Below are 25746 nucleotides of genomic sequence, written 5' to 3'. Positions count from 1 at the left end.
TTACTCCCGCCCCCATAGACCTAGCAGCTTCCAGCCCGCAGGCAGTGTCAGGGCCGCAAGTATCGTCTTGATGATATCACCCGGTATGAAGGGATACAGGCCCAGCGGCAGAGCCTTACCCCAGCCCACGAAGTGCGCCAGCCAGGATACTCCACAAGCGAAGATGATCACCTCGCCCACCAACATAGGCACTAGGGCGGTCCACACCCTGCGGTCCATCCCACGCTCGGCCATCCAGCCGATCACATAGGCAGCTACCACAAACCCTATCAGGTAACCACCGGTGGGTCCCAGCAGCTTCGCCCAGCCCGAAGCTCCCTGGGCGAAGAACGGCAGCCCCACACCTCCCTCTATTATGTAGAGCAGCATGCTCAGGGCGCCCCTACGGCTGCCCAGCAGTGTACCTATCAGCAGCACGCCGTACGTCTGGCCAGTTATGGGCACGGGCGTGAAGGGTAGCGGGATCGAGACCTGCGCTAGCGCCGCCATGAGCAGGCTGCCGGCCACCACCACCGCCAGGTGGTAGAGGAGGCTGCTGCCCTGCAGCAGGGCGTCCACGAGGGTCCTTCTGGGCGCGATGGCTTGAGATAACATGCACACCTCCTAAGGGTTTTTATGGGCGCAAGCCCTGCCAAAAGTATGCTGCATGCACACCAGCATTTGCAACTATCCGAGACATAGCGCATCTTAGTACATACCTGTTGACAAAGCAAGATTAGATGCTATCATAGGCGCCGCGAGGGAATCACGGCGCCAACTATATCAGGGCACCACAAGCATGGAGGTAAAGGTAACATGAAGCGCTTAGGGTACATCACATGCTGTATGTTGTTGGCAGCACTTGCCATCGCGTGTGGAGCTGGCACATCCAGTGGCACCCCGACAGCTACCCAGGTGGCCTCCCCAGCAGGAGCCACTCCTGGTCAAGGCGCGACGACTGGCAAGAGCAGGAGCAGCATCCGCATAGTGGTCGTCACCCACGGCACCGCAGCGGATCCGTTCTGGTCCGTGGTGAAACGCGGGGTGGACGATGCTGCCAAAGAAATGGGCGTGAAGGTAGAGTACAGGGCTCCCGAGACGTTCGACATGGTCAAGATGAGCCAACTCATCGACGCCGCGGTAGCCTCCAAGCCCGAAGGCTTAGTGGTCTCCATACCTGATGCCGATGCCCTCAAGGACTCGATCACGAAAGCCGTAAATGCGGGCATACCCGTGGTATCGATCAACTCCGGAGCTGACGTCAGCAAACAGTTTGGAGCGCTGGTGCATATAGGGCAGTCAGAGTTCGAGGCGGGTGTAGGTGCCGGTGAGCAGATGAAGAAGGCTGGAGTCACATCTGCCCTCTGCATCAACCACGAGGTAGGCAACGTCGGCTTGGACCAGCGATGCGACGGCTTCAAGCAGGGCCTGGGAGGCAACGTGAAGGTAGTGGGGGTGGAGGTATCCAACCCCACCGATGCGCAGAACAAGATCAAGACCGCGATCGCCCAGAACCCAGGTATCAACGGCATCCTGACGCTCGGTCCCCTTGGGTCCACACCAACCTTGGCCGCACTAGGCTCCGGAGGGCCCAAAGACAAGATCAAGCTGGCGACCTTCGACCTCTCGCCGGACGTGCTGCAGGCCATAGCAGATGGAAAGATGTTGTTCGCGATAGACCAGCAGCAGTACCTACAGGGGTACCTGCCGATCGTGCTCCTCACCAAGTACGCTGAATATCAGGTCATGCCCACAGGTCAGATCATGACCGGACCAGCGTTCGTGACTCAGGAGAACGCCGAGAGGGTGATAGAGCTCAGCAAGCAGGGCATAAGGTAGAGGTTATGGAGACCACCGTCAAGAGAGCAGGGGGCTTAGCAGATAGAGCTAGAACGATACGCAAGATGATGTCGCGGCCCGAGCTGGGGGCCGTCGCCGGGCTCCTATTGGTGTTCCTAGTGTTCTCGTTGGTGGCGGGCGATAGGGGGTTCCTGACCCGTGAGGGCACCCTCAACTACCTAGAGGTAGCTGCACAGCTGGGTGTGGTGACCGTGCCGGTAGCCCTCCTCATGATAGCTGGGGAGTTCGACCTCTCGGTGGGGGCTGTGTTGGGAGCTACAGGCGTGCTGCTGGCCATACTTGTGACCAAGTACGGGTGGCCGCTGTGGGCCGCGCTGCTATGCGTGCTGGCCTTCGCACTGCTCGTCGGCTACCTGAACGGCTACTTAGTTGTCAGGACTGGGTTGCCTTCCTTCATCATAACCCTAGGCACGCTGTTCGTGCTACGAGGAGCTACTCTGGGATTCACGCGCCTGCTCACTGGGGTCACGGTGGTCTCGGGCGTATCTAGCGCCACCAGCGGTAACCCCATCGTGCCGGTGTTCACAGGTACGCCCTGGGGCGTGCCGATGGTTATCTTCTGGTGGCTGGGGGTAACCACGCTAGCTACGTTCATCCTGCAGCGCACACCGTTTGGCAACTGGATCTTCGGTTCCGGTGGCGACCCAGTGGCCGCGCGCAATGTGGGAGTGCCCGTGGCGAGAGTGAAGATCGTGCTATTCATGGCTACCTCCACATCCGCAGCGTTGCTGGCTGTGATCCAGGTGCTGAGGTATGGGTCAGCCGACGTCCTGCGGGGTACCAACCTTGAGTTCCAAGCCATAGCCGCGAGCGTGATCGGCGGCACGCTCCTGACTGGCGGCTATGGATCCGCAGTGGGAGCTGCGCTGGGCGCCCTCATCTTCGGCATGGTCAGCCAAGGGATATTCTTCACCGGCATCAATACCGACTGGTTCCAAGTGTTCCTTGGTGCGATGCTGGTGGGAGCAGTGCTCTTCAACAGGTTCGTGAGGCGCTGGGCGACAAAGGAGGCACACTGATGACTACCCCACTGCTAGAAGTAGAGAGAGTATCCAAGTATTTCGGATCGGTGGTCGCCCTGGAGGAGGTATCCATGCAGGTCGCGGCTGGGGAGGTGATGTGCCTCTTAGGCGATAACGGTGCCGGCAAGTCCACCCTCATCAAGATCCTCTCAGGAGTACATCAACCCGACGCAGGCAGGCTGTTGATCGAAGGTCGCCCGGTGCGCCTGGACTCACCTCGAGCGGCGCTCAGCCACGGCATAGCCACCGTTTACCAGGACCTAGCGGTCGTGCCCCTGATGAGCATCTCCCGCAACTTCTTCCTGGGAAGAGAGCCCACCAAGGGCCTGGGACCTATCAGGTGGCTAGACCTCAAACGCGCTGATGAGATCACCCGCAGGGAGCTCGAGAAGATAGGTATAGCCATAAGGGATCCCTCCCAACCAGTGGGCACCCTCTCGGGCGGTGAGAGGCAATCTCTGGCCATAGCCCGGGCCATACACTTTGGTGCTAGGTTGCTGCTCCTCGACGAGCCCACATCGGCGCTGGGCGTGCGAGAGGCAGAGATCGTGCTGCGCTACATAGTCCAGGCCAGGCAACGGGGAGTGGGGATAGTGTTCATCACCCACAACGTGCATCACGCCTACGCGGTGGGAGACCGCTTCACCATCCTCAACCGGGGCAGAAGCATGGGCACGTATACCAGAGATGAGGTAGAGCCATCTCAGCTCGAGGCCATGATGTCAGGCGGCGAGGAGATGGCCCGGGTGAGCGCTGAGCTGGAGCGTCTCAGGAGCTCACAGCAGTAGGCGGGCATTTGCCATCGTAAGTCAGCTCGTATAACCTCTAGGTAGTGGATGACGCGACGCTTGCTACCAGATGCATGACCCTGGCGCGCAAGCCCAAGCAGGGATCTTGCGTGGTCTACGTGATGAGCCGCGACCAGAGGGTGGATGATAACTTCGCGCTCCTGCTAGCACAGCGGGAGGCCCTGGAGCGCGAGCTACCCCTCGTGGTGCTGTTCGTCCTGCGGAACCGGCCTGGTGGTAGGTCGCGCGAGCACTTCCTGTTTATGCTGGACGGTCTAGAGGAGGTGTCCAGCAGGCTGCGGGAGCTAGGCATAGCTTGGGTGCTGCGGAGTGGGTCGCCTTCCAGGATCACGCTGGAGACCCTGCGAGAGCTGGATGCCGCTAGCGTCTACTTGGACTTCAGCCCGCTACTGGGAGCTCGTACACGTGCTGAGCTGCTGGGAAGGGAGTTCGAAGGGTCCACCCACGTGGTGGACGCCCACAACATTATCCCGGTCTGGGTGACCTCCGACAAGCAAGAATTGGCCGCCCACACCATGAGGGCCAAGGTACACAAGCTACTAGAGCACTACCTGGCCCATCCTCCTCGGATCGTCCATCACCCCTACACCCTCGATGTTGCTCCAAAGACCTTGAGCTTTGAGCAGGCAAGGGAGCTTGTACAACGGATACCAGCCTGCGGCATCCAGATAGAGCAATCCCCGGGCGAGAGGGCAGCAAGGCTTCACCTTGGGAAGTTCATCGATGAGAAGCTGGAGTACTACGCGCTGCTACGCAACGACGTGGGATTGGACTTCCAGAGCGGCCTGAGCCCATGGCTGCACCTTGGGCAGATTTCCAGCCTGCGAGTGGCGCTGGAGGTGATGGCCGCTGTCGGACGCCCTCCCCTGTTGTTGGAGAGGGCTAAGCTCGCTGAGCACTCTGGCCAGCACTCTGCCTACGATGGTATGAACGCGCTGCTGGAGGAGCTGATAGTCCGCAAGGAGCTCTCGGACAACTTCTGCCTGCATAACCCACACTACAAGAGCCTGCAAGGGGCACCTGTATGGGGGAGGCAGACACTGGAGGCGCATAAGATGGATTCCAGGGAGTTCATCTACTCCCTGGAGGAATGGGAGGAGGCCAGAACGCACGACGATGCCTGGAACGCCGCCCAGACGCAGCTCCGCAGGATCGGCAAGATCCATGGCTACATGCGAATGTACTGGGCAAAGAAGATGCTCGAGTGGTCCCACTCCCCAGAGGAGGCCCTGGAGATGTGCGTGTACCTCAACGATAAGTACTCGGTGGATGGAGGAGATCCCAACGGCTACGTGGGCATACTGTGGTCCATAGGGGGCCTCCACGACCACCCCTGGAGGGAGCGCCCAGTGTTCGGGAAGATACGCTACATGAGCGCCGATGGCATACGCAGGAAGTACGACCTGGAGAGCTACTGCAAGCGTTGGTCGGGGCCGTGATGCGTTGCATCTCCACCATCCACTACAATACTAAGTATGCAACTGGGAAAGCCGCAAGATCCTAACATATCTAGAGAAGACATCACTCCAGAGCTTGCCCGGAGGCTGGTGCGCTCGCAGTTCCCGCAGTGGGCAGAGCTACCGGTGCGGCCGGTGAGGCAGAGCGGCTGGGACAACCGGACGTTCCGACTGGGAGACGATTTGCTCATCCGCATGCCCAGTGGCGAGGGTTACGCTCCACAAGTCCCCAAGGAACAGGAGTGGTTGCCCAAGCTGGCACCCTACCTGCCTCTGGAGATACCACAGCCCGTGGCCATGGGCTCACCCGGCCATGGTTACCCTTGGCACTGGTCGATCTATCGTTGGATAGAAGGCGAGCCCGCCACCACTGGGGAGGTAGCGAACATGGTGCAGCTCGCGCTCGACCTAGCCGGCTTCCTCCGAGCGCTGCAGGCTGCGGACACCACCGGTGGCCCACTGGCCGGGTCTCACAGCTGGTATCGGGGCGGGCACCTGGAGGTGTACGAGCACGAGACCCGGCGGGCCGTAGCCGCCCTGACCAACGTGGTGGACGGCCAACTGGTGACCGAGATCTGGGAGGCAGCGGTCGCCACGCGCTGGCCCCATGAGCCGGTGTGGGTGCACGGCGATGTGACGGCCCAGAACCTGATCATCAGGCATGGCGTGCTGCACGCCGTCATAGACTTCGGCTGCTCAGCGGTAGGCGATCCAGCATGCGACTTGGCCATAGCTTGGACTTTCTTCTCGGGAGATAGCCGAAAGAGCTTCTTGTCCGCGATGGGGTTGGACGACGGCACCTATCTGAGGGGTATGGGATGGACGCTGTGGAAGGCCCTCATCACCATAGAGGGCAGCCCCAGCCCAAAGCACCCACAGTCCGCCGAGTCGATGAGGATTATCATAGAGGTTGTGAAAGACTACCTCGGCTGGAGCTCCTAGGCCCGTCGAGCCGGCAGGTTCGACCTCACCTTCCTGATCCTGGCTACGAAGAACCCCTCCATGAGGCTTGAGGGCAGTATCCTGGCCGACAGGGATACTTTAGGGTCGAACCTCCTCCCCTGCCACCCCTCAAGCGCAGGTGCCAGCTCTAGACCAGGCACCTCAACTGGCTCCAGCTCCACCGCATCCCCCTCCTTGTGGAGCAGCCAGTCCACAACCCCCTCGTTTTCCTCGGGAGACAGCGTGCAGGTGGAATAGACCACCACCCCGCCCACCTTCGTAGCTGAGACCGCCGACCTCAGCAGGTGGGCCTGCCTCTGGGCTAGCACCTTGACCTTGCGGGGTGACCAGTGCTCGTAGGTGGCTGGATCCCCGCACTTGAACATCCCCTCCATGCTGCAGGGAGCATCCAGCAAGGTTCTGTCGAACTGCTCCGGATAAGATCTCCACATCACCTCCCCCCGGATCGAGGTCACCCTAGCTATAGTCACCCCCTGCTGCCGTAGGTTGGCTAGCAACCTGAAGCGCCTGGTGGGGCTGACGTCGTTGGCCACTATCTCCCCCTTGTTGCCCATCAACGCGGCGATCTGGGTTGTCTTGCTGCCTGGGGCCGCGGCCATATCGAGCACTCGCTCCCCGGGCTGAGGGGCCAACACCAGCGCCGGCACCATGCTCGATAGGTTCTGCAGGTATATCCCGCCCTCGATGTGGGGTGGAGCCTGCATCAGCTCGCGCTTGGAGCGATTCCGGAGCACATAGGCATCTCTGTACCAGCTAACCTGCTCCAGCTCAAAACCCAGGCGCCGTAGCTGCTCCACCACCTCATCACGATCCGCCCTCAAGGGGTTCACCCTGAAGGTGGTGATAGCTGGAGCCCTATAGGCCGCCAACACCTCCTCATAACGCTCAGGAGGGAGCAACTCACTTAGCTTGGTCTTAAACTGTTCAGGTAGCAGGTCGCAAGGATCCACCATGATCAGGACATTATACGTAATATCTGCACTCGTTAGCGATTGCTACTTTTCCCATCTTTTCGGCCGGGTTTATACTAGAGGAGTAAACGCTTAGGAGGAAACATGCAGCCATCTACCAACCCCGAGCCCATAATATCCCAGACGGTGGGCAAGCTTCGCGTGCTGGTGTTCGACGACGAGCATCAGATGGGAGCAGCAGCTGGCCATGCTGTCGCCGAGCGTATGCGCAAGGTGCTTGAGGCACAGGATAACCTGAGGATGGTGTTCGCGTCCGCCCCTTCCCAACTGGAGATGTGGAGATCTCTGGCAGCAGCTGAGGGCATAGATTGGCGCAGGGTGACGGCATTTCACATGGACGAGTACGTGGGCTTTCCCCCGGGAAGCCCGGGCAGCCTGGGGGGCTTCTTGATGAGGCATCTGTTGGAGATGGTGCACCCTGGGGAGGTGCACCTCATAGATGGTTCTGCGCAGCTAGAGCTCGAGTGCGGCAGGTACTCGGCGCTCATCGCCGAGGCCCCAATAGATATCACCTGCTTGGGGATAGGGGAGAACGGCCATATAGCGTTCAACGAACCCAAGACAGCCGACTTCCATGATCCATACCTCATGAAGGTCGTGCGGCTGGACCCAGCTAGCAGACAACAACAGGTCAACGACGGCCTTTTTCCAAGTCTCGAGACCACGCCTGAGTACGCACTCACGCTCACCGTGCCGGCCATAATGGCCGCGAGCACGCTCTACTGCGTGGTACCAGGCAAGCGCAAGCGAGAGGCGGTAAAGATGGCTCTGAACGGAGAGATCACGCACCTATGCCCGGCCTCGGTACTGCGTAGGCATCCCAACTGCACCCTGTACTTAGATAGAGCCTCCTGGGGAGGATAAGCCTTGACGCAAATAGTCCTTAGGGGCGTACATCTGCTGTGGGGAGATAAGATCGAGCTCCGGATCGAGAGGGGGAAGATAACCGATATACAACCTGCCGAGACCGTGGACGGTGAACTACTCATCGCGCCGGGCCTTGTGGATCTACAGGTGAACGGCTACTTGGGCTTAGACCTCAACTCGCCTGACCTACGTCCAGAAGACCTGCACACCCTGGCCCAGCATCTAGCAGCTTGGGGAGTAACAGGATTCCTACCCACGCTCATCACTAACTCCGACGAGGCGCTGGAGCACCTGTTGGAGACGATCGCCATCTCGATGTCGGCGCACATTCCCTTGGCAAGTATGATCATGGGCATGCACCTGGAAGGGCCGTTTATCTCGCCAGAGGATGGACCCAGGGGCGCCCACCCTACCGAGCACGTCCGACCTCCTGACTGGCAAGCTTTCAATCGCTGGCAGAGGGCAGCGGGCGGTAGGATCAAGATCCTCACCCTATCGCCAGAGTGGCCAGAAGCCCCAGGGTTCATATCCAAGTGCGCGTCCACGGGCACCCTCGTGGCCATAGGTCACACCGCCGCTTCCCCTGAACAGATAAGACAAGCCGTGAACGCTGGCGCACGGCTATCGACCCACCTAGGCAACGGCGCTCACCCGATGCTCCCCAGGCACCCGAACTACCTGTGGGAGCAGCTGGCCTGCGACGAGCTGTGGGCCAGCTTCATAGCTGATGGCCTCCACTTGCCGGCCGCCTTCATCAAGGTGCTGCTGCGGGCTAAGGGCGACAAGGCAGTGATCGTCAGCGACCTCGCCCCACTGGCTGGCCTGCCCCCCGGCAGGTACCACAGCAGCGTGGGAGGGGAGGTGGTGCTGACATCCGATGGCAAGCTGCAGCTGGCCCGCAACCCATCTCTCCTGGCGGGAGCGACCCGCACGCAGCTGCAAGCGATCAACTACCTGGTGGCTGCAGGACTCTGCACCCGTGCGGACGCCTGGCGCAGAGCATCCACCCTGCCCGCCAAGCTGCTCGATCTCTGGCCCTTGGGCACGCTGCGCCCGGGAGCTCCCGCCGACCTAGTGGTGCTGCGCGAGGGGAGCGAAGGTCTCCAGGTGTTGGCCACGATCAAGGGCGGAGAGCTCGTGCATGGAGATCCTCAGATAATTGCCTGCAACAGGTAAGAGCATAGAGCAGATGTTGGCGCAATAATTGCTGCTGTTCAACCACGAACCCAAGGGAGGTAAGGCGATGACGAACGGGAGGATCGGCAGGAGGGAGTTCATCGCGGGAGCGGCGGTCCTAGGAGCCAGCACGCTGCTTCCGGTTGGGGGCAGCAAGGCCAGGCGAGGACGCCGACTGGGTAGGGGTTTTGTGCGGGTGGTTGGCGACCGCTTCTTCCTTGGAGGACGATCCTTCTACTTCGCGGGGACGAATAACTACTACATGCACTACAAAAGTCACAAGATGATAGACGACGTGCTGGCGGACGCCGCAGCTATGGGGCTCAGGGTACTCCGATGTTGGGGGTTCATAGATGGGCAGCCCGCAGATGGCTTCGTCATGCAGCCCGAGCCCTACACCTACCCTGAGGAGGGATACGAGCGCATCGACTACACAGTGTGGAGGGCACGGCGCTATGGTCTCAAGCTGGTGATAGCTCTCACCAACAACTGGCCCGACTTCGGGGGTATGGAACAGTACGTGCGCTGGTTCGGCGGCTCCAGCCACGACGACTTTTACACCAACCCCGAGATCAGGATAGCCTACAAGGCCTACATGCAGCACTTCATCAGCAGGCGCAACCGCTACACTGGCTTGCGCTACAAAGACGATCCCACCATCATGGCCTGGGAGCTAGCCAACGAGCCCAGATGCCAGTCGGACACCACCGGCCTCACGCTGCGTAGGTGGGTGGATGAGATGAGCACCTTCATCAAGCGCCTAGACAGACATCACCTGGTGGCGATAGGCGACGAGGGATTCTACCGACAGACCGGACGCACCGACTGGACGCGCAACGGCTCCCAGGGAGTCGACTGGGAGTCCTTCTTGGAGCTGCCCAACGTGGACTACGCCACGTTCCACCTATATCCAGACCACTGGGAAAAGGACCTTGACTGGTGCGCAGACTGGATAAGAGACCACATACGGGACGCTCGCGGCAAGAAGCCAGTGGTGCTGGAGGAGTACGGCTACCGCGACAAGGCCACGCGCGACGAAGTGTATCGCACCTGGACGCAGATCGTGTACGAGGAAGCGGGCAGCGGGGACCAGTTCTGGCTGCTCACCGGCATCCAGGATGACGGCACGCTGTATCCCGACTACGACGGCTTCAGAGTGGTCTACCCTAGCAGCACCGCGGCAGTCCTGTCCGAGCACGCCCAGGCGATGCGGGCGAAGAGATGCCTTCCTTAGTCGAGCCGCCGGCAGCTCTCGCGCTCCACCAGCTCGGTGGGCAGCAGGACCTGACGAGGCTCCATCTCCGGCTGCTCTATCCTCTCCAGGAGCAGCCGCACGCACTCGTGTCCTATCCGAGCTATGGGCTGGGCTATCGTCGTGATGGCCGGGGTGGTGGCCTCCGAGTACACGATGTTGTCGAAGCCCACCACCGATATGTCCTCCGGCACACGTAGCCCACTAGCCTGCAGCTCCTTGATGACGCCCATAGCCATCAGATCGTCGAAGACGAACAACGCCGTCACATCTATCCCCCTAGTGAGCAGTGCCCTTACCGCCGACCTGCCATCCTCGTACCTACCCCTACCGTAAACGACCCGCTCTGGCCCCAGCTCGACACCTGCCTCTCCCAGAGCGTGCATGAATCCCTGTGCTCTAAGGGTGTAGCCTTTTGCCTGCTCTGAGAAGAACCCTACGTAGCCTATGGCTCTGTGTCCCAAGTCCAGCAGGTACCTGCCGACAAGGTATCCCCCCTCGTAGAAGGCCACCTGCACCTCGTCCACTCCCAGATCCGGCACCTCGTTGTTGGCGATCACCAAGGGAATATCGGCATGGGTGATGCGCTCAACCAGTGCTCTCAGGTCGGCCCCTGGTGCCGACATCAGCACTATGCCATCCACTCGCCTGGAGATAAGCACGTCTATGTACCTCTCCTGCTTCTCGACCGACAGATCGGAGTTGCACAGTATCACGCTGTAGCCCGCCTCATAGCCCGCATCCTCCACGGCGCGGGCGACCTCCGCGAAGAACGGGTTGGAGTTGTCCGACACGATGAGGCCGAGGCTGCGGGTACTCCTCCTTCGCAGGCCCCGGGCCACGTAGTTCGGGCGGTAGTCCAGCTCCTCGATCGCTGCCCTCACCCTCTGTGCCGTCTCGGGATCTATCGGCTGCACATTATTGATGACTCTGGAGACGGTAGCTATCGATACCCCCGCCCTGCGAGCGACGTCGTGAATCGTAGTCAAAGCCCACACCCCAAACTCATGATCTCTAGCAAATATACAGGATGTGGGCTAGCAACACCCTCCCTGCCTTATGGCCTGGATGATCTGCTGGAAGAGCTGCAGGTCCTGGCAGAAGTCCTCCGGAGATGTCTTGGGGGTCTCGTTGCGCGTGACCACATCGTGGAAGTACTCCATCTCATGGGTGTAGGGATCCTTGAAGGTGGGCCTGATCTCCTCCACCCTGTACTCATCTCCCTCGGTCCTGCAGAGGAACAGCCTAGTGGGTAGATGGCGGATATAGGGCGTGTCGTACTGCACCCTGATGCTCTCCTTGGGTCCATACACCTCCAAGTGGGCATCAAACCTCCTCTGCTCATCCACCATGGTCTCGAACATGCCCAGGTAGCCCTCAAACTCCAGGATAGCCACTATCCGCCTGCCACTTGCCCAGCTGGCGGCGCTCACCACCCTCTTGGGCATGCCCACCAGCTCTCTCATCGCCGACAGATCGTGGCTGGAGAGGCCACACAGCAGCCTGTAGGTGTTGTATAGGTCCCTAGGGCCATCGCCCACTGCCTCCCTAGTCAGCTCTGCGGCCCTGCGACTCCTGTCCTCGACAAGCTCCGCCGGGATATCATTGTACCTGTGCACCACGGAGGACTGCTCTATGATCAACCTGTTCTCCCCTATGATGTCCCTCACCCTTACGTAGTTGATCTGCGACAGCTCCTTGACCAGCTGCACGCCCTGCAGGAAGGCAGGAGCGTACCTGCGCATGTAACCCACCATCACCTGCCTGCCGCTGCGGTCCCTCTCGGCGATGATCTGCTCGGCCTCCCGCAATGTCAGGCACATCGGCTTCTCCACGAACACATGCTTGCCCTCGCGCAGCGCTGCCACCACCGCGTCCGTGTGGTACTCGTCGCTGCTGAGCACCATCACCGCGTCCAGATCGTCCCGCTGGACTAGCTCCCTGTAGTCGGTGTACCTCCCCTCCACACCGTACCTGTCTCCCATAGCCTTCACCAGGCCCTGAGAGACATCACAGATCGCCCGCACCTCATACCTGTCGGACAGGCTCTCCAACACCGGCAGGTGGATGATCTGCGCCACCTCCCCTAAACCGATCAAACCCACTCTCACCTTACTCATACCCAATTCCTCTCCTTTCCTTGCGCATTATGTAAATTCAAACTCCTATCCCTTCACCGAACCCGCCACTGCTCCATAGATCATGTAGCGCTGCACTAGGGGGAACAGCACCAGGGTAGGCAACATCGCCAAGGTAGCCGACGCCATAAGGCTTCCCCAATCGGAAGTATACTGCTGTTGGAACAGCTGGATGCCGACCGGGATCGTCATCTTTGAGGTATCCCGGAGGAATATACTGGCTATAAGGTACTCGTTGTACGAGAACAGGAAGGTGAAGATAGCCACCGCGGCCGTCCCCGGCCCGGAGAGCGGCAGCACCACCCTCGTGAACACTCCCAGCCTGGAGCACCCATCCACCTGCGCAGCCTCCTCGAGCTCCCTAGGAATGGAATCAAAGAAAGCTCTGAACATCCAGGTAGCAAACGGCAGGTTGGCTGTAGTATACAACAACACCACCGACCAATAGGTGTCCACCAGCCCCAAGTTGCGAAACAAAATGAACAGGGGAATCAGCGCCATGATGAGGGGGAACATCTGGGCCATCAACAACAACCGAGAATACCCTCGGAGGATGGGAGAGCGAAACCTGGACAGGGCGTAGCCGGCCATAGAGGCCAAAATGATGCTCAGCACCGTCTGCACGCCGGCCACGATCAAGCTATTGCGGAAGAACGTCCAGTAGCTGGTCCGAGAGTTGAGGTTTATGTAGTTCTGTAATGTTACGTGCTCTGGGATTATGCTGCTTGAGGACAGGATCTCCTCCGTTGTTCGCAGCGAGTTCAACACCATGGTGATGATCGGGTAGTTCACGATGAAAGTTATTACCACCAACAAGGCCACGGTGAGCCATTTGCCACGATTCCTAAGCATCATCAATCCTCCCTCTCCTGATACCTCAGTATCAGGATCGATAGTATCGACAAGATCACTAGCATCGTGAACGCTATCGCCGTGCCTATGCCCACCATGTTGCCGGCGAAGGTGTAGCGGTAGGCCAGGACTATAAGGTTCTCGGTAGCGTTGGAAGGACCTCCCTGGGTAAGCAACCAAGGAGTATCGAAGTCGTTCACACTCCAGATGGTCATCAGGATCCACATCACCACCGATATGGTCTTGATGTGGGGCAGGGTAACGTACCTAAAGGCCGCCCACCTGCCCGCACCATCTATAGCAGCGGCCTCGTACAGGGACTGATCGATAGTCTGAAGCGCAGCTATCAGCGACACCATCATGAACGGAAAGCTCCGCCAGATCTTGATAACGATCACCGAGAGCATCGCTAGGTGCTCTGAACTCAGGAAGTAGTAGGGCCCCAGACCAAACCACGACAGAAAAACGTTCACGGAGCCGTGCTGGTCCTGTATGAGCCATCGCCAACTGGTGATGGAGACTATCGATGGGATGATCCAAGGTATGAGCAAGGCCACCCTGAAGAAACCCTTGCCAGGGACCTCGCGTGCAAGCACCAGCGCCAGCCCAAGCCCCACAAGGTAACTGCCGAAGACCGCAAAGAAGGCAAATATAGCGCTGAAGTACAGAGCGTGTACGAAGTCGGGCATGCTCCATAGCTTCACATAGTTGCTAAGGCCCACGAACTGGCCTGTGTCCAGCAAAGAACCGTTCTTCAGGCTATAGTAAAAGCCGGTGACGAACGGATAGAGCTCTATCAGGCAGATCAGAGCCAACGAAGGTAGCAGCAGCAAGTACGGTAGGGGCTCTAGCCTACCACGCCTGCCAACAAGCGAGAGGTTTGACACCTCCTGTTTAGGGATCGAAGTGCTCATAAGCTTACCCCCTGAACTCCTACTAATAAGGGGGAGCTAGGCTCCCCCTTAGCCCCTAGGATTCTCCCATTATCGCCTTGAGCTGCGGCTCGGCCTTCTGCATGGATTCCACCGGATCCTTGCCCTGCAGGATATCCTGTATCAGTGTCTGCATGACTCCCTGCCCCTCCACGGCGTTAAGCTGAGGGAATATGGAAGGAGCATGGGTGGCGACGGTTTTGCCACCCGGCACCCACTTATCATTGATGAAGCTAAGCTTGGGATCGTTCTTGAAGTAGGGGTCGGAGGCAAACGACTTACGGGCCGGCAGCTGTCCGTTATGGCCCTTAGTCCACAGCGGCTTTTGATTCTTGGACCACCACTTGAGGAACTCCATGGTGGCCTCTGGATCCTTGGTCTGCTTGTACAGCATGATGTTGTTGATCCAGTAAACCGTACCCAGGTCACCGTGAGGGCCCTTGATGGGAGGTAGGATGGCCATTTTCTTAGCAGTGTCAGCTGGAAATCCCTGGTCAAAGCCCGGGCCATCGATCTTGAGCGCAGCCTCTCCCCTCCCGAACGCCTTGCTGGCATCGTCTCCGGAGTACCCTGCACTCGCGGGCGACACTGAGCCATCCTTGACAAGAGATGATAGATACTTGATCGCCTCCACATTACGGGAGTTCATCCAGTCCAGCTTCCTGTCCTTCGTGAATATCCCACCCCCATTGTTCAGGATGAAGAAGTACAGGTAATGCGTGCCACCTGTATCGTTGGAGGCTACCATACCGTACTTGCCGTTACCAGTAAGCTGCTTGAGAGCAGCGCGGAGCTCATCCCAGCTAGTGGGTTCCTTCACCCCAGCTTTCTCAAACATATCTGTACGGTACCAGGGTATACGGATATCAATGGCCCAAGGCAACGCAACGTAGTGACTATTGTATTTGAGGATATCCACGGAGCCGGAGACAAAGTCCTCGAGCTCACCGCTCTTGCGCCACTCCTCCACGACCTCGTCCACCGGGAGGATCGCACCCGAGTCGTAGAACTGTACTGCCTGGTAACCCGCGCCAGTGCTGATGTCCGGGGCTGTGCCAGCACCGATGGCGGTGGTGAAGGTCTGATACCAGTTGTTCCAAGGGATCGAGCGGTAATTCACCTGGATGCTCTTGTGTTCATCGTTGAACTGTTTGACTAGATCCTTTGCCGTCTGGATGTACTCGGGCGGCCCCCAGACCATGTCCCAGAAGTCGAGCCTGACAGGGTTGGATCCACGCGAGGTGGACCCTCCACTCACCTGCGTGGCGCTGGGAGTGGACGCACCCGGCGATCCACAGGCCGCCAACCCACCACCAAAGGCGATCGCCACCCCTACTGCCGAGGACATCTTGAGAAACTTCCTACGCGAGACACCACCATTGTACGCCGACATCTACCTTTCCTCCTGTTCTGTAAACGTTTTCATGAAAAGGTTTACAGAGATGATAGCTGCTCCACCTGCCCTTGTCAATACCTTTTCGCCGCGATCTTGACGCTGGCTTACGGGCACGGATAAACTTGAAAGCCATGGTATCGGAGCAAGCGCGACAACACCCATTGCAGCTGACGCTGACGGATATGGGCGTCGAAGGGTCCGCGGTGGGCCATCAAGACTCCCGTACGTGGTTCGTGGACTTCGGCATACCCGGCGAGGAGGTGCTTGTCCAACCGGAGCAGGAGAAGCGCAGGTACTCCACCGGCAGGGTGCAGGAGGTGCTCACGGCCTCCCCCCACAGGGTGGACCCTCCCTGCCCCTACTTCGGCACCTGCGGTGGGTGCCAGTGGCAGCACATGACTTACGAGCACCAGCTGGAACTCAAGAAGAAGCTGGTCGTCGACCAGCTTGTCAAGCGCGGCGGGTTCGACTCCCCCCCTGTGACGGACACATTGCCCTCACCCCAGCCCTACGGCTACAGGAACCACGCGCGCTTCTCGATCGACGAGGAGGGCAGGCTGGGCTACGTGTCTAGGCCCGGCAGCGGGCGACGATTCATGCAGATAGAGCGTTGCCTCATCCTGCACCCATGGATCAACGAGGCGCTCCGCACCTTTCAGGGCAAGGCGGCGGGGCACCATCAGGTGCAGGTGCGCTACGGGGTCCACACGGGGGAGTACCTGGTGTTCCCCGACCTCAACGCCGTGGAGCCCTCCATACCCTCCGGCCAGCGATTCTACCACGAGGAGCTGCTGGGGCACAGGTTCAGGATCTCCGACTCCTCCTTCTTCCAGACCAATACGCTGCAGGCAGAGAGGATGGCCCAGCTGGTGATCGAGAGGTGCCAGCTGAGGGGAGAGGAGATCGTGGTGGATGCCTATGCCGGTGTGGGCACGTTCGCCGTGCTGCTTGCACCACGGGCGCGTCGGGTGATCGCCATCGAGGAGTCGGCGGCGGCCGCGGCGGACGCCATGGTCAACATCCAGGGTATCTCCAACATCGAGTACATCCGTGGCAAGACCGAGGAGGCGCTCGAGACGATGACGGAGCATCCCCAGGTGCTTATCCTGGACCCGCCGAGAGTGGGATGCCACCCCAGGGCTCTGAGGGCTGTGATGTCGCTGAGCCCCGACAGGATAATATATGTCTCCTGCAATCCTGGCAGCCTGGCGCGCGACCTGCGTGTGCTGTGTGATGGAGGCTACCAGCTGGTGGAGGTCACCCCGGTGGATATGTTCCCTCAGACCCATCACATTGAATGCGTGGCGACCTTGGTCCATAGCTAGCTTGCGCTGGTCTATAATAGAAATAAATTTGTCCATGGGTGGTGAACATGAGGCTGTTGGGGGCTTCGCCCCGTTCCTGGCAAGAGATAGAGGGCATAGCCACGCAGATCCTACGCGAGTGCTGCCCGGAGAGGCTCGTCGTCCCGGGCAGGGTGAACGTGCTCAAGATAGCGCAGGAGTACCTGCCCCGAGCCCACGGCGTGCTCTTCGCCGTGGGAGATACCCCTCCGGGGATCGAGGCCTACGTCCTGTTTGACACCCCTTTAGCTCCCCCTAGGCTGGTACTTTCCCCCAAGACGTATACCAGTCTGCTGGAGGAGGGTTCTAGGGCGCGATTCACCACCGCCCACGAGATAGGTCACGCCGTGATGCACCTGGCGGACTACCGGCGGCTTGGCAACGTGCTCACCAGGAGGATGCGGCTGGAGCCCTATAGGTCGGCCGAGAGGCAGGCAGACGTCTTCGCCTCCCGGTTGCTCATGCCCACCCAGGCTTTCCTACTGGCCCTGCAGGCACACGGGCCCGATCCCAAGAGGCTAGCCCTCGTCTTCGGGACCTCGCTGTCGGCCACACGGATACGCCTAAGAGAGTTGGGATAGCCGTGCACGCACCAGGCCGCTACCAAGCCAGCTGCGCAAGGGCACTGCCCTGCAGCGAGCTCTCTGCTAGCGGGGGATCAAGCTCGCCAAGCATCTCCGCAAGCTCTTGATAACTCCAGACATGGCTGCGGGGGGAGAACTCCACCCACTGCCAACAGGCAGCCAACTTCTCCAGATCCACATGCTGGGCCACCAGCTCGGCTGGCACCTCCACCTGTCCTTCCTCCGGGGACCAGTCGTCCGGATGGGATCGCAAGACGATCACGGGACCAAACCTATCTCTGCTCATCTCCACGGAGTACCTCATGGGCCGCCTCCAGCCTTTACCTAGGGACAACTAGAGTATATCACCATCCACACAGCGCTACCATACCTCCTGCAAGCTGCTATAACCAAAAAGCATGCAGTTTGCACAAAGTATAAGCCGAAGCGCTCCTCAAGCAATTGCAACAGCCGCAAGATAGTGATAGTCTATATTGTCTATCTTTTTAGTATAGTATATGCAATCATTCATTCGGTTGACACAAGGAGGGTATTCATGGCTGTAGCAAGGTCACGTGGGATCTCGGAGGATGGATGGTCGGTGATACTTGGGTTGTTCCTGGTCGTAGCTGTGTGGTTGGCGTACGTGTTGGGCAGGAGGTTGGACTTCCTGCAGCATGCCATCCCACAGCCCTGGCCACAGACTTCGCTGGCGAGCTACTTCGCAGCTCACTGGTGGGAGTTTGCCCTGCTGTGGCTGGTGTTGCTCTTGCTGACGGGCATCGCTGTGCGGGCCCTGGGCATCCAGCTCCCCGAGTACGTCGCAGGCTTCACGCTGCTGTACGCTTTATCTTTGCTGGTGCTGATCATGGGCAGCCAGCAGACGCTAAAGAAGTACGGGCTGGAATACCCTTTCTGGGCGCTCGTAGTCGGGCTGGTGATAGGCAACTTGTTTACCCTACCCAGCTGGTTCAGGACAGCATCCAGTCGCACGGAGCTGTTCATCAAAACTTCCATAGTCCTGCTTGGTGCCAACCTACCGTTCTCCATCATCACTAGGTCTGGCCCCAGAGGATTCCTAGAGGCGCTCATCATAGTCGTTGCCGGGTTCATAGTTACTTTCTTGGTGGGTTCCAGGCTGGGCATCGACCCCATATACCTAGCAGTGATAGGGGCAGGGGCCTCGGTCTGTGGGGTTTCCGCAGCCATAGCTGTGGGTAACACCGTGCGAGCCAAATCCCGCCAGGTGGGATACGTGGTATCGCTCGTGGTGCTGTACGGACTGGTGCTGATATTCGTCTTGCCGCTTTTGGTCAAGCTGTTCGGTCTCTCGCAGACCGTGGGCGGTGCCTGGATCGGCGGCTCGGAACTGGCAGATGCCTCGGGCGCAGCGGCAGCAGCCATCCTGGGAGATGAGGCTGTAAAAGCCTTCTCCCTGGTCAAGTTGAGCCGCGACGTTCTAATCAGCTTCATCTGCCTGCTGTTCGGGGCAATAGCAGCAACCCGATGGCAGGCCCCGACCGATGCGGCGGAGGGAGGATCGGCCCTCTCGAGGCTCTGGGCCAGGTTCCCTAAGTTCGTGCTCGCGTTCATAGCGGCATCTCTGCTATCTACCTGGTGGCAGGGGCACTACGGTCAGGAGTTCGCGAGCGACTTCACAGGTAACCTCAACGCCGCGCGCACCTGGCTGTTCACCTTGACCTTCCTGGGCATAGGCCTGGGCACGCGCTTCCGTGACATGCAGGAGGTGGGCGGCCCTGCCATCAGGGTGTTCACTGCGACGGTGCTTGCCAACGTCCTGCTGGGGGGATTGCTAGCCGTTTGGCTATTTGGATGATCTTGGGCACAGGCAGGGGGTAGGGGCCCCTACCCCCTGCACATATCTAGCTCCTCTCCCTGGATAGAGCCTGTAGCTCCCTCTCCAGTCTGCCGACCCTTTCGTTGAAAGCTACCACGCTAGCTGCAAGGTCCCGAATGGTACCGATGCGCTCCAGCCTGCGCGGGGGCATAGAAGCCACTTCGGGAAAGTGACGAGTGAGCACCTCCCAAGCCTCGGCGTCCTCCAGGATCTCCTTGAGCGGAGTGTCGAGAGTCACTGGAGGATACCTGTGGGCCTCGAAAGCATATCTCCAAACGTGCTCGCCACTCCCCACCTCCACCTCTTGACCGGAGCCCGGGAGCACGACCTGCGCGCTGGTGTTGGGGGGAACCACTACTCGCACCTCGATCTCACCCCCCTCGGTCCTCCAAGAGCACTCGGCCGTGCCATAGGGGGTTACGTGCCTGGCACGGGCGTAGGACAAGCCGCCTCCAGGCACCGGCTGTACTCGCAGCTTGCGGTAGCCAGGCTCGGCGGGCGCGAGCCCACCCACCACGCGGTGCAGCCAGTCGGCAACCGCCCCCAGCGCATAGTGGTTGAACGAGGTCATCTCCCCGGGGTTGACGGAGCCATCGGGGCGCAGGCTGTCCCATCGCTCCCAGATGGTCGTAGCCCCCATGGTCACTGGATACAGCCAGGAGGGACACTCGCGGCTCATCAAGAGGCGATAAGCGACGTCATGGTGTCCGGTCGCGCACAGCGCGTCGCAGATGAGGGGCGTGCCCACGAAGCCGGTACCTATCTTGTACCCTTCAGCGCGCACCAGCTCGGCCAACCTCTCCCCAGCGTGCTGCCTCTGCTCCTGGGTGGGTAGCAACGCAAAACCTATCGCCAGTGAGTAAGCTGTCTGAGCATCACTCACCACCCTCCCGTTGGGAGTAACGTACTCACGGTTGAACGCCTCACGCACCTCACTAGCCAGGCCAAGGTACTCCTCGGCCATGTCCTGCATACCTAGTACCTGGGCAGATAAGCCCACTATCTCCGCAGATCGCGCGAAGTACGCGCTGGCTACTATGTAAGGATCCGTCCTGGCGGCCGCTGGATTGTCGGGAGGTGCCGCAGGATCCAGCCAGTCACCGAACTGGAACCCTTTGTTCCACAGCCTGGCGGGGCCAGCAATGGTCTTGATGCAGTCCACCCAAGCACGCATGCTTGGCCATTGGGCCTCCAACACTCCGGCATCGCCATAGCGCTGATAGAGCACCCAGGGCACTATTACCGCAGCGTCTCCCCAGGCTGCTGCCGGGATGACTTGGCCCCCGAGCGCATTAGGGACGACGAAGGGCACAGCACCGGACTCGTCCTGATCCAGCGCGACATCCCGCAGCCAAGAGGTCAGGAAGCCGGAGGCATCATATATAAAGCACGCAGCAGGTGAGAACACCTGTATATCTCCTGTCCATCCCAGACGCTCATCCCGTTGCGGACAATCGGTGGGAATGTGCAGGAAGTTGCCCCGCATGCTCCACACCACGTTCTCGTGCAGCCGCTCCACCAAGGGGTCCGAGCACCCAAACCACCCTATTCGCTCCATGTCCGAGTGACACACCACCGCCACCAGATCCTCAGCTCTCAGCTCCCCAGGCCACCCCTCCACCTCCACATACCTGAACCCATGGAAGGTGAACCTGGGCTCCCACTCCTCCTCTCCCTCCCCTCGCAGCACGTACTCGTCCGTGGCACGGGCGGTGCGCAGCGTCCGCGTGCACAATTCTCCTCCCTCCAACACCTCCGCATGCCTCAACCTCACCCTCTGCCCTCTGGGACCGCTCACCCTCAGCCTCACCCTCCCCACCAGGTTCTGCCCGAAGTCCACGATCGTCTTGCCTGAGGACGAGCGCAGGATCTCCCTTGGGGCCACCTCCTGCGTCCTGCGCGCGGGCACCTCCAGGGGCTCCAGCGACTCCGTGGGCCACCCCAGCTCCCTCGTGCCAGCCCACTCAGAGTCATCGTACTCGGGGGTGGACCACCCAGGCATCTCCAGTCGGGCATCGTACACCTCCCCATCATAGATGCCAGACTCCAGGATCGGCCCCCTATGGGCACGCCAGGAACCATCCGTGACCACCACCTGCCTGCTTCCGTCCTCAAGCTCCACCTCCAGCTGTGCCAGCAGCGCCAACCTCTCCCCATATAGGTTGCGCCTGCCTCCCCCAAAACCCAGCCTGCCTCGGTACCAACCATCTCCCAAGATGGCCCCCAGGCAGTTTGCACCCTCCTGCACTAGCTCTGTGACGTCGAACGTCTCGTATAGCAGCCTGTGCCTGTAGCTCGTCCAACCGGGAGACAGCACGTGATCCCCCACCCGCCGCCCGTTGAGCTCCACCTCGTACACCCCAAGCCCCGTCACGTACAGCCTGGCTCGCCTGACCCCGCCGGGCAGCTCGAAGGTCTTGCGCAGGTAGGGACAGGGATTGGCCACGGAGGTGTCCTCCTCCCAATCAGGAGTGATGAACGCCCCCTGCCAATCATCCCTGGCGAGCAGCCCCACCTCCAGCCACTGCAGCTCGCTCCAATCCGACTCCGACCCATCCTCCCCCCACACCCTGACCCTCACCCCAGCCCTCTGCCTGGATCCCAGAGACTCAAAAGGCCAGGCCACCCACACCGACTCCCCGGACTCCACCCTGCCGGTGCTCCCCACCAGCTGGCCACCCCCATCGTACAGCTCCACCTCGTAAGCCGCCTGCCGCCAGTCCCTGAGGTCCGTCTCTACCCTCCAGGACAACCGGGGTCTACCAGTGCCCAGCCCCAGACCATCGCGACTCCGCTCAACCCTCACCCTGTCTATCCTCAACACTTTGCGCGCTCCCTCCTGTGTGCGTTCATGTCTGATTTTGACCATCATTGTAAACCAATACAACAAATAAATACAACTACACGCACACAAATAACTAGCTACCTAGCTGGGCGTCTGTACAGATACTTCTGCACGGTCTCGAGCAGCAGGGATCTGGGCACGGGCTTCTGCAGGTAGCCCTCGCAGCCCGCCTGCATGGCACGGCTCATATCCTCTACTCCCAACCGCGAGGCCGTGAGGGCCACCACCGGGATATCGCGTGTGGTGGGATCTGCCTTGATCAGACGAGTGACCTCGTAGCCATCCATCCTCGGCATCTGTAGGTCCATCAGTACCAGATCCGGCAGGTGCTCTCGACACAGCTGCAAGGCTTCGTGCGGATCGCTCGTCGTGAGTACCTCGCAGGACTCCTCTAGCTCCAGCATGTCCCGCATGAGGCTGAGGGTAACGGGGTTGTCGTCCACGATGAGGATCTTGGGCTTGCTCATCCGCCAGCTCCCACTAACACCCGCCAACTACATTATTATGCACATCTCGCGATGCTTGTCACCCCAGGATGTAGATCACCCGGTAGATGTGCCACCACAGCTTGCCGCCCTCCCACACCAGCCTGAGGGGATTACCTCCCTGTGGCTCCACGTGCCGAAAGATATCCAGCAGCGTCAGGTGCTTCCCTCGGGGTGGGTGCGCTGCCTTCCAGAACTCCAGGGTCTCCGTCCAGGGGATGATGTTGTCCCGACGATCGTGCATCAGGAACAGCTCGGCCCTCAGGCCGCCCATATAGGTGGAGGGAGAGATACGTCTCAGATAATCCTGCATGGGAAGAGGGAGGGCGGCTATTCTACTGGGCATCCTGGAGGGGTCCCGCTCTAGCAACATGAGCGCGGTAGCCTTACCCTCTGGACTAAGACCTGGCGGCACCGTGTGCGCCTTGCCGTCCAGCAGGGGCTGGATGGCCCGCCTGTCCCCCTCCGAGAGGTAGGACAGCAGCTCGGTTCTGAGCACCTGCAGCGGCACCGGCGAAGGCTGCCACTCCCGCCACTGGCCGCCCACTTGGATCTCGTGGGTAACGAGCGCCGACAGTAGCGTGCGGGCGTCGTAGTAAGCCCCAAACAGATCCACTAGCCGCACCTCTTGGGAGATACGCGGGTCAGAGGCCGCTATGGCCGTTATCGAGCCTCCGACGCTGATGCCGAAGAAACCTACCCTGTCGGGATCCACGTAGGGTCTCTGCCTGAGCCACTTGAAGGCCGCTACCGCTCCCTCCTCCTCGCCCGGACGCACTCGGAAAGCTGACAGGGTGGGCGACACCGGTACCATCACCACCACGCCGGCACGCGCCAGCGCCCTCGATAGGCGCACCACGTGGGGGTTCTGATGCTCCGGCCCTATCCCTATGTAGAACACGAGTGCTCCGAAGCGGCCTTGACCAGCTGGGCGGTAGATCCAGGCATCCCACGATGCTCGTCCAACGGGGAACTTCGTCTGCACCACAGTGGGCGGACGAGTGAAAGCCCGCATGGGGTACACAGGTGAGTTTGGAAACACCTCAAAGGCGATACCGGTAGTTTTGAGTGCCACCCTACCAGGGTACGACCACAGCAGGAGTACCAGGATCACCAGCAGGGCCAGGAGTATCTTCTTGACCATGGGCAGCCCCTACAGCCCAAGGGAGGATAGCAGCTCCCTCATCCTCTCCAGGGTACTCTCCACCAACGCTCGATGCTCAGGATGGTTCAGCCACCTACTGACACCAGAAGGGTGCGGGAGTGGTACCCACCACCTTCCGTCTCGATGGAACAGCTGCCCCACGGCCTCCACAAGGGGCATTCTGCCCAGAAAGCGCTCTATCGCCATCGAGCCAACAAGCAGAACGATCAAGGGATCGATCAGCTCTACCTCCCTTTGAAGGAAGGGCGCACACAGCTCCACCTCCCGAGCTGACGGCTTCCTGTCTCCCTTTCCCGAGGGAGCCTTCCCTGGGTAGCAGCGTGTGAGGGAGGTAAAGTACACCCGCCTGTCCTGCTCCTCCAGCGGTACGCCGGCCCTAGCTATCCAGCCACGCAGCAGCTTGCCCCCCGGGCCGGAGAAAGGCTTCCCAGCGATCATCGTGCGCAACCCTGGGGCCTGCCCTATGACCATCACGCGTGCGCTCACGTGGCCATAGGCCACAGGGCGAGCTTGTGGAAGGAAGCCCTCTAGCTCGCACCGCCGGCAGGCCAGAATCTCGCCATGCAGCTGCGTCAGCGCATCCATAGTAATATAAGTATATACTTGGTATCGGCGCTTGGGATAATTGAGCCACTAAAGGAGGACACTGTGGGTCGTAAGGATATCATCCTGGAGCAGGTACAGGTGGGCTGGGAGTCCCTGCTCAAGCTGGTAGAGAGCCTGTCTTACGAGACGTTGGTGATGCCGCCAGCTTACGGCGAATGGAGCATCAAGGACCACGTAGCACACATCTGCGCCTGGGAGAAGAGCCTCATCGCCCTGATCGAGGGCGTGCCCCGGCACCAAGCCATGGGGATAGACGAGCGGGCCTACGAGAGTGGTACGGAAGAGGCTAATAACGCCATCTACGCCCTCAACAAGGATCGTCCGCTGGCGGAGGTCCTGCAGGACTTCCGAGACACCCACTCGAAGCTCATGGATAGGCTGGGAGAGCTTACCGAGGAGGACCTATTCGACTATCGACCGTACGAGGATAACGATGCCTGCCTGGTGGAGTACGTGCTGGGCAACACCTGCGACCACTACGCCGAGCACCTGGAGACTATAAGGTCTTTGGTTACCCGCACCTAGGAGGCTCCTCCCACTAAGTACTCAACATCCAAGCTCATCAGGTCTTTGTTGCCCCAGACGATGACCTCCGGATACTCCCCCACCACAGCGTAGACCTCGGCCAGGATGCCCTCCAGCTCCCGAGCCGAGGGGGGAATATCGCCATACTGCCGGGCATGGATCTCATGAACGACCTCGAGCACGCGCTGCCTGTTATAGGTGCTCGCGAGCACCTCCCTGAGCCTTGAGGCTTCCCGGCGAGCAAGCGGTCTGTAAATATGCAGCACCCCTGTGGTCACACAATACTCCGCGTAGCGATCCCCGGTTATACCTTGAGCACGCAGCAACAATAGATAGGAAGACCCTGGATCTGGTAGAGCCTCAGGATCGCCCCTGCACACCGGGTACGCTCCCAACGCCCTCAGATACCTACGCACTTCTATCTCCACCCTGGCCAATATATCAGGACGCTCCAGTTCTGGCGCCCCCAACCCTTCCGCCTCCACTCGCCAGCTATCGGGGTCGCACTGCACCTCCAAACGGCACTGCAAGCTCCCTAGCAGGGCACGGAGCCGCGCTATCAGCTCAGACCGCTGTGCGGGATCCAGCTTGGCCGGTACCCTGACGGTCAGGACGGCCTTCACAGCCACCTCCTTTCCACGATCTCTCATCACCCTACTAGAGGATTGTGACAGCTAGTATG

General features: G+C 60.1%; 25 protein-coding genes. 12 read left to right on the top strand and 13 right to left on the bottom strand.

Annotated features, from left to right (window positions below):
- Nucleotides 1-594 carry a biotin transporter BioY gene (locus N2245_RS00445; RefSeq protein WP_494534759.1) on the bottom strand — a complete coding sequence of 198 codons (594 nt, stop codon included), beginning with the start codon at nt 592-594 and terminating at the stop codon, nt 1-3.
- Nucleotides 595-795: 201 nt separating this feature from the next.
- Between N2245_RS00445 and N2245_RS00440 the strand changes: the two genes are divergently transcribed.
- The 5 genes from N2245_RS00440 to N2245_RS00420 all read left to right on the top strand — a co-directional run bounded on the left by N2245_RS00440 (nt 796) and on the right by N2245_RS00420 (nt 6069).
- Entirely contained in the window at nt 796-1818 is a 1023-nt protein-coding gene (locus tag N2245_RS00440) for a sugar ABC transporter substrate-binding protein (protein ID WP_494534758.1), read from the top strand.
- Nucleotides 1819-1823: 5 nt separating this feature from the next.
- Nucleotides 1824-2858: an ABC transporter permease gene (locus N2245_RS00435; RefSeq protein WP_494534757.1), complete on the top strand. Its 1035-nt coding sequence runs from the start codon at nt 1824-1826 to the stop codon at nt 2856-2858.
- A complete protein-coding gene (locus tag N2245_RS00430) occupies nt 2858-3649 on the top strand; it encodes an ATP-binding cassette domain-containing protein (protein WP_494534756.1) in 792 nt (263 codons plus the stop codon). Before N2245_RS00435 ends, N2245_RS00430 begins: the two co-directional genes overlap by 1 nt.
- 110 nt (nt 3650-3759) lie before the next feature.
- Complete coding sequence (locus N2245_RS00425) at nt 3760-5109, top strand: deoxyribodipyrimidine photo-lyase (RefSeq protein ID WP_494534755.1); 1350 nt, start codon at nt 3760-3762, stop codon at nt 5107-5109.
- Nucleotides 5110-5145: 36 nt separating this feature from the next.
- Nucleotides 5146-6069, top strand: a complete 924-nt coding sequence (locus tag N2245_RS00420; RefSeq protein ID WP_494534754.1) for an aminoglycoside phosphotransferase family protein — start codon at nt 5146-5148, stop codon at nt 6067-6069.
- On the opposite strand, the gene N2245_RS00415 is transcribed toward N2245_RS00420, so the two are convergent.
- Nucleotides 6066-7043, bottom strand: a complete 978-nt coding sequence (locus tag N2245_RS00415; protein WP_494534753.1) for an RsmB/NOP family class I SAM-dependent RNA methyltransferase — start codon at nt 7041-7043, stop codon at nt 6066-6068. The genes N2245_RS00420 and N2245_RS00415 overlap by 4 nt on opposite strands.
- Before the next feature lie 102 nt (nt 7044-7145).
- On the opposite strand from N2245_RS00415, the gene N2245_RS00410 reads away from it, so the two are divergent.
- The 3 genes from N2245_RS00410 to N2245_RS00400 all read left to right on the top strand — a co-directional run bounded on the left by N2245_RS00410 (nt 7146) and on the right by N2245_RS00400 (nt 10338).
- Nucleotides 7146-7925 (top strand): glucosamine-6-phosphate deaminase, encoded by a 780-nt coding sequence (locus N2245_RS00410; RefSeq protein ID WP_494534752.1) that lies wholly within the window; start codon nt 7146-7148, stop codon nt 7923-7925.
- Nucleotides 7926-7928: 3 nt separating this feature from the next.
- A complete protein-coding gene (locus N2245_RS00405) occupies nt 7929-9104 on the top strand; it encodes an N-acetylglucosamine-6-phosphate deacetylase (protein WP_494534751.1) in 1176 nt (391 codons plus the stop codon).
- Between the two features lie 190 nt (nt 9105-9294).
- The gene (locus tag N2245_RS00400) at nt 9295-10338 is read left to right on the top strand and encodes a glycoside hydrolase 5 family protein (RefSeq protein ID WP_494534750.1); all 1044 of its coding nucleotides are present in this window, start codon (nt 9295-9297) and stop codon (nt 10336-10338) included.
- Here N2245_RS00400 and N2245_RS00395 read toward each other — a convergent pair.
- From N2245_RS00395 to N2245_RS00375, 5 genes are read right to left on the bottom strand one after another with little or no spacing between them, the layout of a single operon-like run.
- Nucleotides 10335-11354, bottom strand: a complete 1020-nt coding sequence (locus N2245_RS00395; protein WP_494534749.1) for a LacI family DNA-binding transcriptional regulator — start codon at nt 11352-11354, stop codon at nt 10335-10337. The two genes, N2245_RS00400 and N2245_RS00395, sit on opposite strands and share 4 nt — an antisense overlap.
- A 39-nt stretch (nt 11355-11393) precedes the next feature.
- Nucleotides 11394-12476: a Gfo/Idh/MocA family oxidoreductase gene (locus N2245_RS00390; RefSeq protein ID WP_494534748.1), complete on the bottom strand. Its 1083-nt coding sequence runs from the start codon at nt 12474-12476 to the stop codon at nt 11394-11396.
- A 45-nt stretch (nt 12477-12521) separates the two neighbouring features.
- On the bottom strand, nt 12522-13349 hold the full coding sequence (locus N2245_RS00385) for a carbohydrate ABC transporter permease (protein ID WP_494534747.1): 828 nt from the start codon (nt 13347-13349) through the stop codon (nt 12522-12524).
- Nucleotides 13349-14260: a carbohydrate ABC transporter permease gene (locus N2245_RS00380; protein ID WP_494534746.1), complete on the bottom strand. Its 912-nt coding sequence runs from the start codon at nt 14258-14260 to the stop codon at nt 13349-13351. The genes N2245_RS00385 and N2245_RS00380 overlap by 1 nt, the downstream gene beginning before the upstream one ends.
- A gap of 55 nt (nt 14261-14315) precedes the next feature.
- A complete protein-coding gene (locus N2245_RS00375) occupies nt 14316-15671 on the bottom strand; it encodes an ABC transporter substrate-binding protein (protein WP_494534745.1) in 1356 nt (451 codons plus the stop codon).
- Nucleotides 15672-15835: 164 nt separating this feature from the next.
- On the opposite strand from N2245_RS00375, the gene rlmD reads away from it, so the two are divergent.
- Together rlmD and N2245_RS00365 are read left to right on the top strand one after the other, a co-directional pair.
- Nucleotides 15836-16999 (top strand): 23S rRNA (uracil(1939)-C(5))-methyltransferase RlmD, encoded by a 1164-nt coding sequence (gene rlmD / locus N2245_RS00370; protein ID WP_494534744.1) that lies wholly within the window; start codon nt 15836-15838, stop codon nt 16997-16999.
- Nucleotides 17000-17046: 47 nt separating this feature from the next.
- Complete coding sequence (locus N2245_RS00365; RefSeq protein ID WP_494534743.1) at nt 17047-17598, top strand: ImmA/IrrE family metallo-endopeptidase; 552 nt, start codon at nt 17047-17049, stop codon at nt 17596-17598.
- A 19-nt stretch (nt 17599-17617) separates the two neighbouring features.
- Here N2245_RS00365 and N2245_RS00360 read toward each other — a convergent pair whose 3' ends face one another.
- On the bottom strand, nt 17618-17905 hold the full coding sequence (locus N2245_RS00360; RefSeq protein ID WP_494534742.1) for a hypothetical protein: 288 nt from the start codon (nt 17903-17905) through the stop codon (nt 17618-17620).
- 231 nt (nt 17906-18136) lie between these two features.
- Between N2245_RS00360 and N2245_RS00355 the strand changes: the two genes are divergently transcribed.
- Nucleotides 18137-19417, top strand: a complete 1281-nt coding sequence (locus tag N2245_RS00355) for a YeiH family protein (protein WP_494534741.1) — start codon at nt 18137-18139, stop codon at nt 19415-19417.
- A 46-nt stretch (nt 19418-19463) separates the two neighbouring features.
- Here N2245_RS00355 and N2245_RS00350 read toward each other — a convergent pair whose 3' ends face one another.
- From N2245_RS00350 to N2245_RS00335, 4 genes are read right to left on the bottom strand one after another with little or no spacing between them, the layout of a single operon-like run.
- Nucleotides 19464-22307 carry a family 78 glycoside hydrolase catalytic domain gene (locus N2245_RS00350; RefSeq protein ID WP_494534775.1) on the bottom strand — a complete coding sequence of 948 codons (2844 nt, stop codon included), beginning with the start codon at nt 22305-22307 and terminating at the stop codon, nt 19464-19466.
- 53 nt (nt 22308-22360) lie between these two features.
- Nucleotides 22361-22750, bottom strand: a complete 390-nt coding sequence (locus N2245_RS00345) for a response regulator (RefSeq protein ID WP_494534740.1) — start codon at nt 22748-22750, stop codon at nt 22361-22363.
- A gap of 58 nt (nt 22751-22808) precedes the next feature.
- The gene (locus N2245_RS00340) at nt 22809-23912 is read right to left on the bottom strand and encodes an alpha/beta hydrolase family protein (RefSeq protein ID WP_494534739.1); all 1104 of its coding nucleotides are present in this window, start codon (nt 23910-23912) and stop codon (nt 22809-22811) included.
- Nucleotides 23913-23921: 9 nt separating this feature from the next.
- Entirely contained in the window at nt 23922-24518 is a 597-nt protein-coding gene (locus N2245_RS00335; RefSeq protein WP_494534738.1) for a uracil-DNA glycosylase family protein, read from the bottom strand.
- Nucleotides 24519-24581: 63 nt separating this feature from the next.
- On the opposite strand from N2245_RS00335, the gene N2245_RS00330 reads away from it, so the two are divergent.
- Nucleotides 24582-25064: a ClbS/DfsB family four-helix bundle protein gene (locus tag N2245_RS00330; protein WP_494534737.1), complete on the top strand. Its 483-nt coding sequence runs from the start codon at nt 24582-24584 to the stop codon at nt 25062-25064.
- On the opposite strand, the gene N2245_RS00325 is transcribed toward N2245_RS00330, so the two are convergent.
- Nucleotides 25061-25687: a hypothetical protein gene (locus N2245_RS00325; RefSeq protein WP_494534736.1), complete on the bottom strand. Its 627-nt coding sequence runs from the start codon at nt 25685-25687 to the stop codon at nt 25061-25063. The genes N2245_RS00330 and N2245_RS00325 overlap by 4 nt on opposite strands.
- Nucleotides 25688-25746: the final 59 nt, after the last annotated feature.

It is taken from the genome of Thermobaculum sp. T2p, from assembly GCF_059335935.1.
Note: the sequence above shows the minus strand (reverse complement) of the source record. Positions and strands in the feature narration are given on the sequence as shown.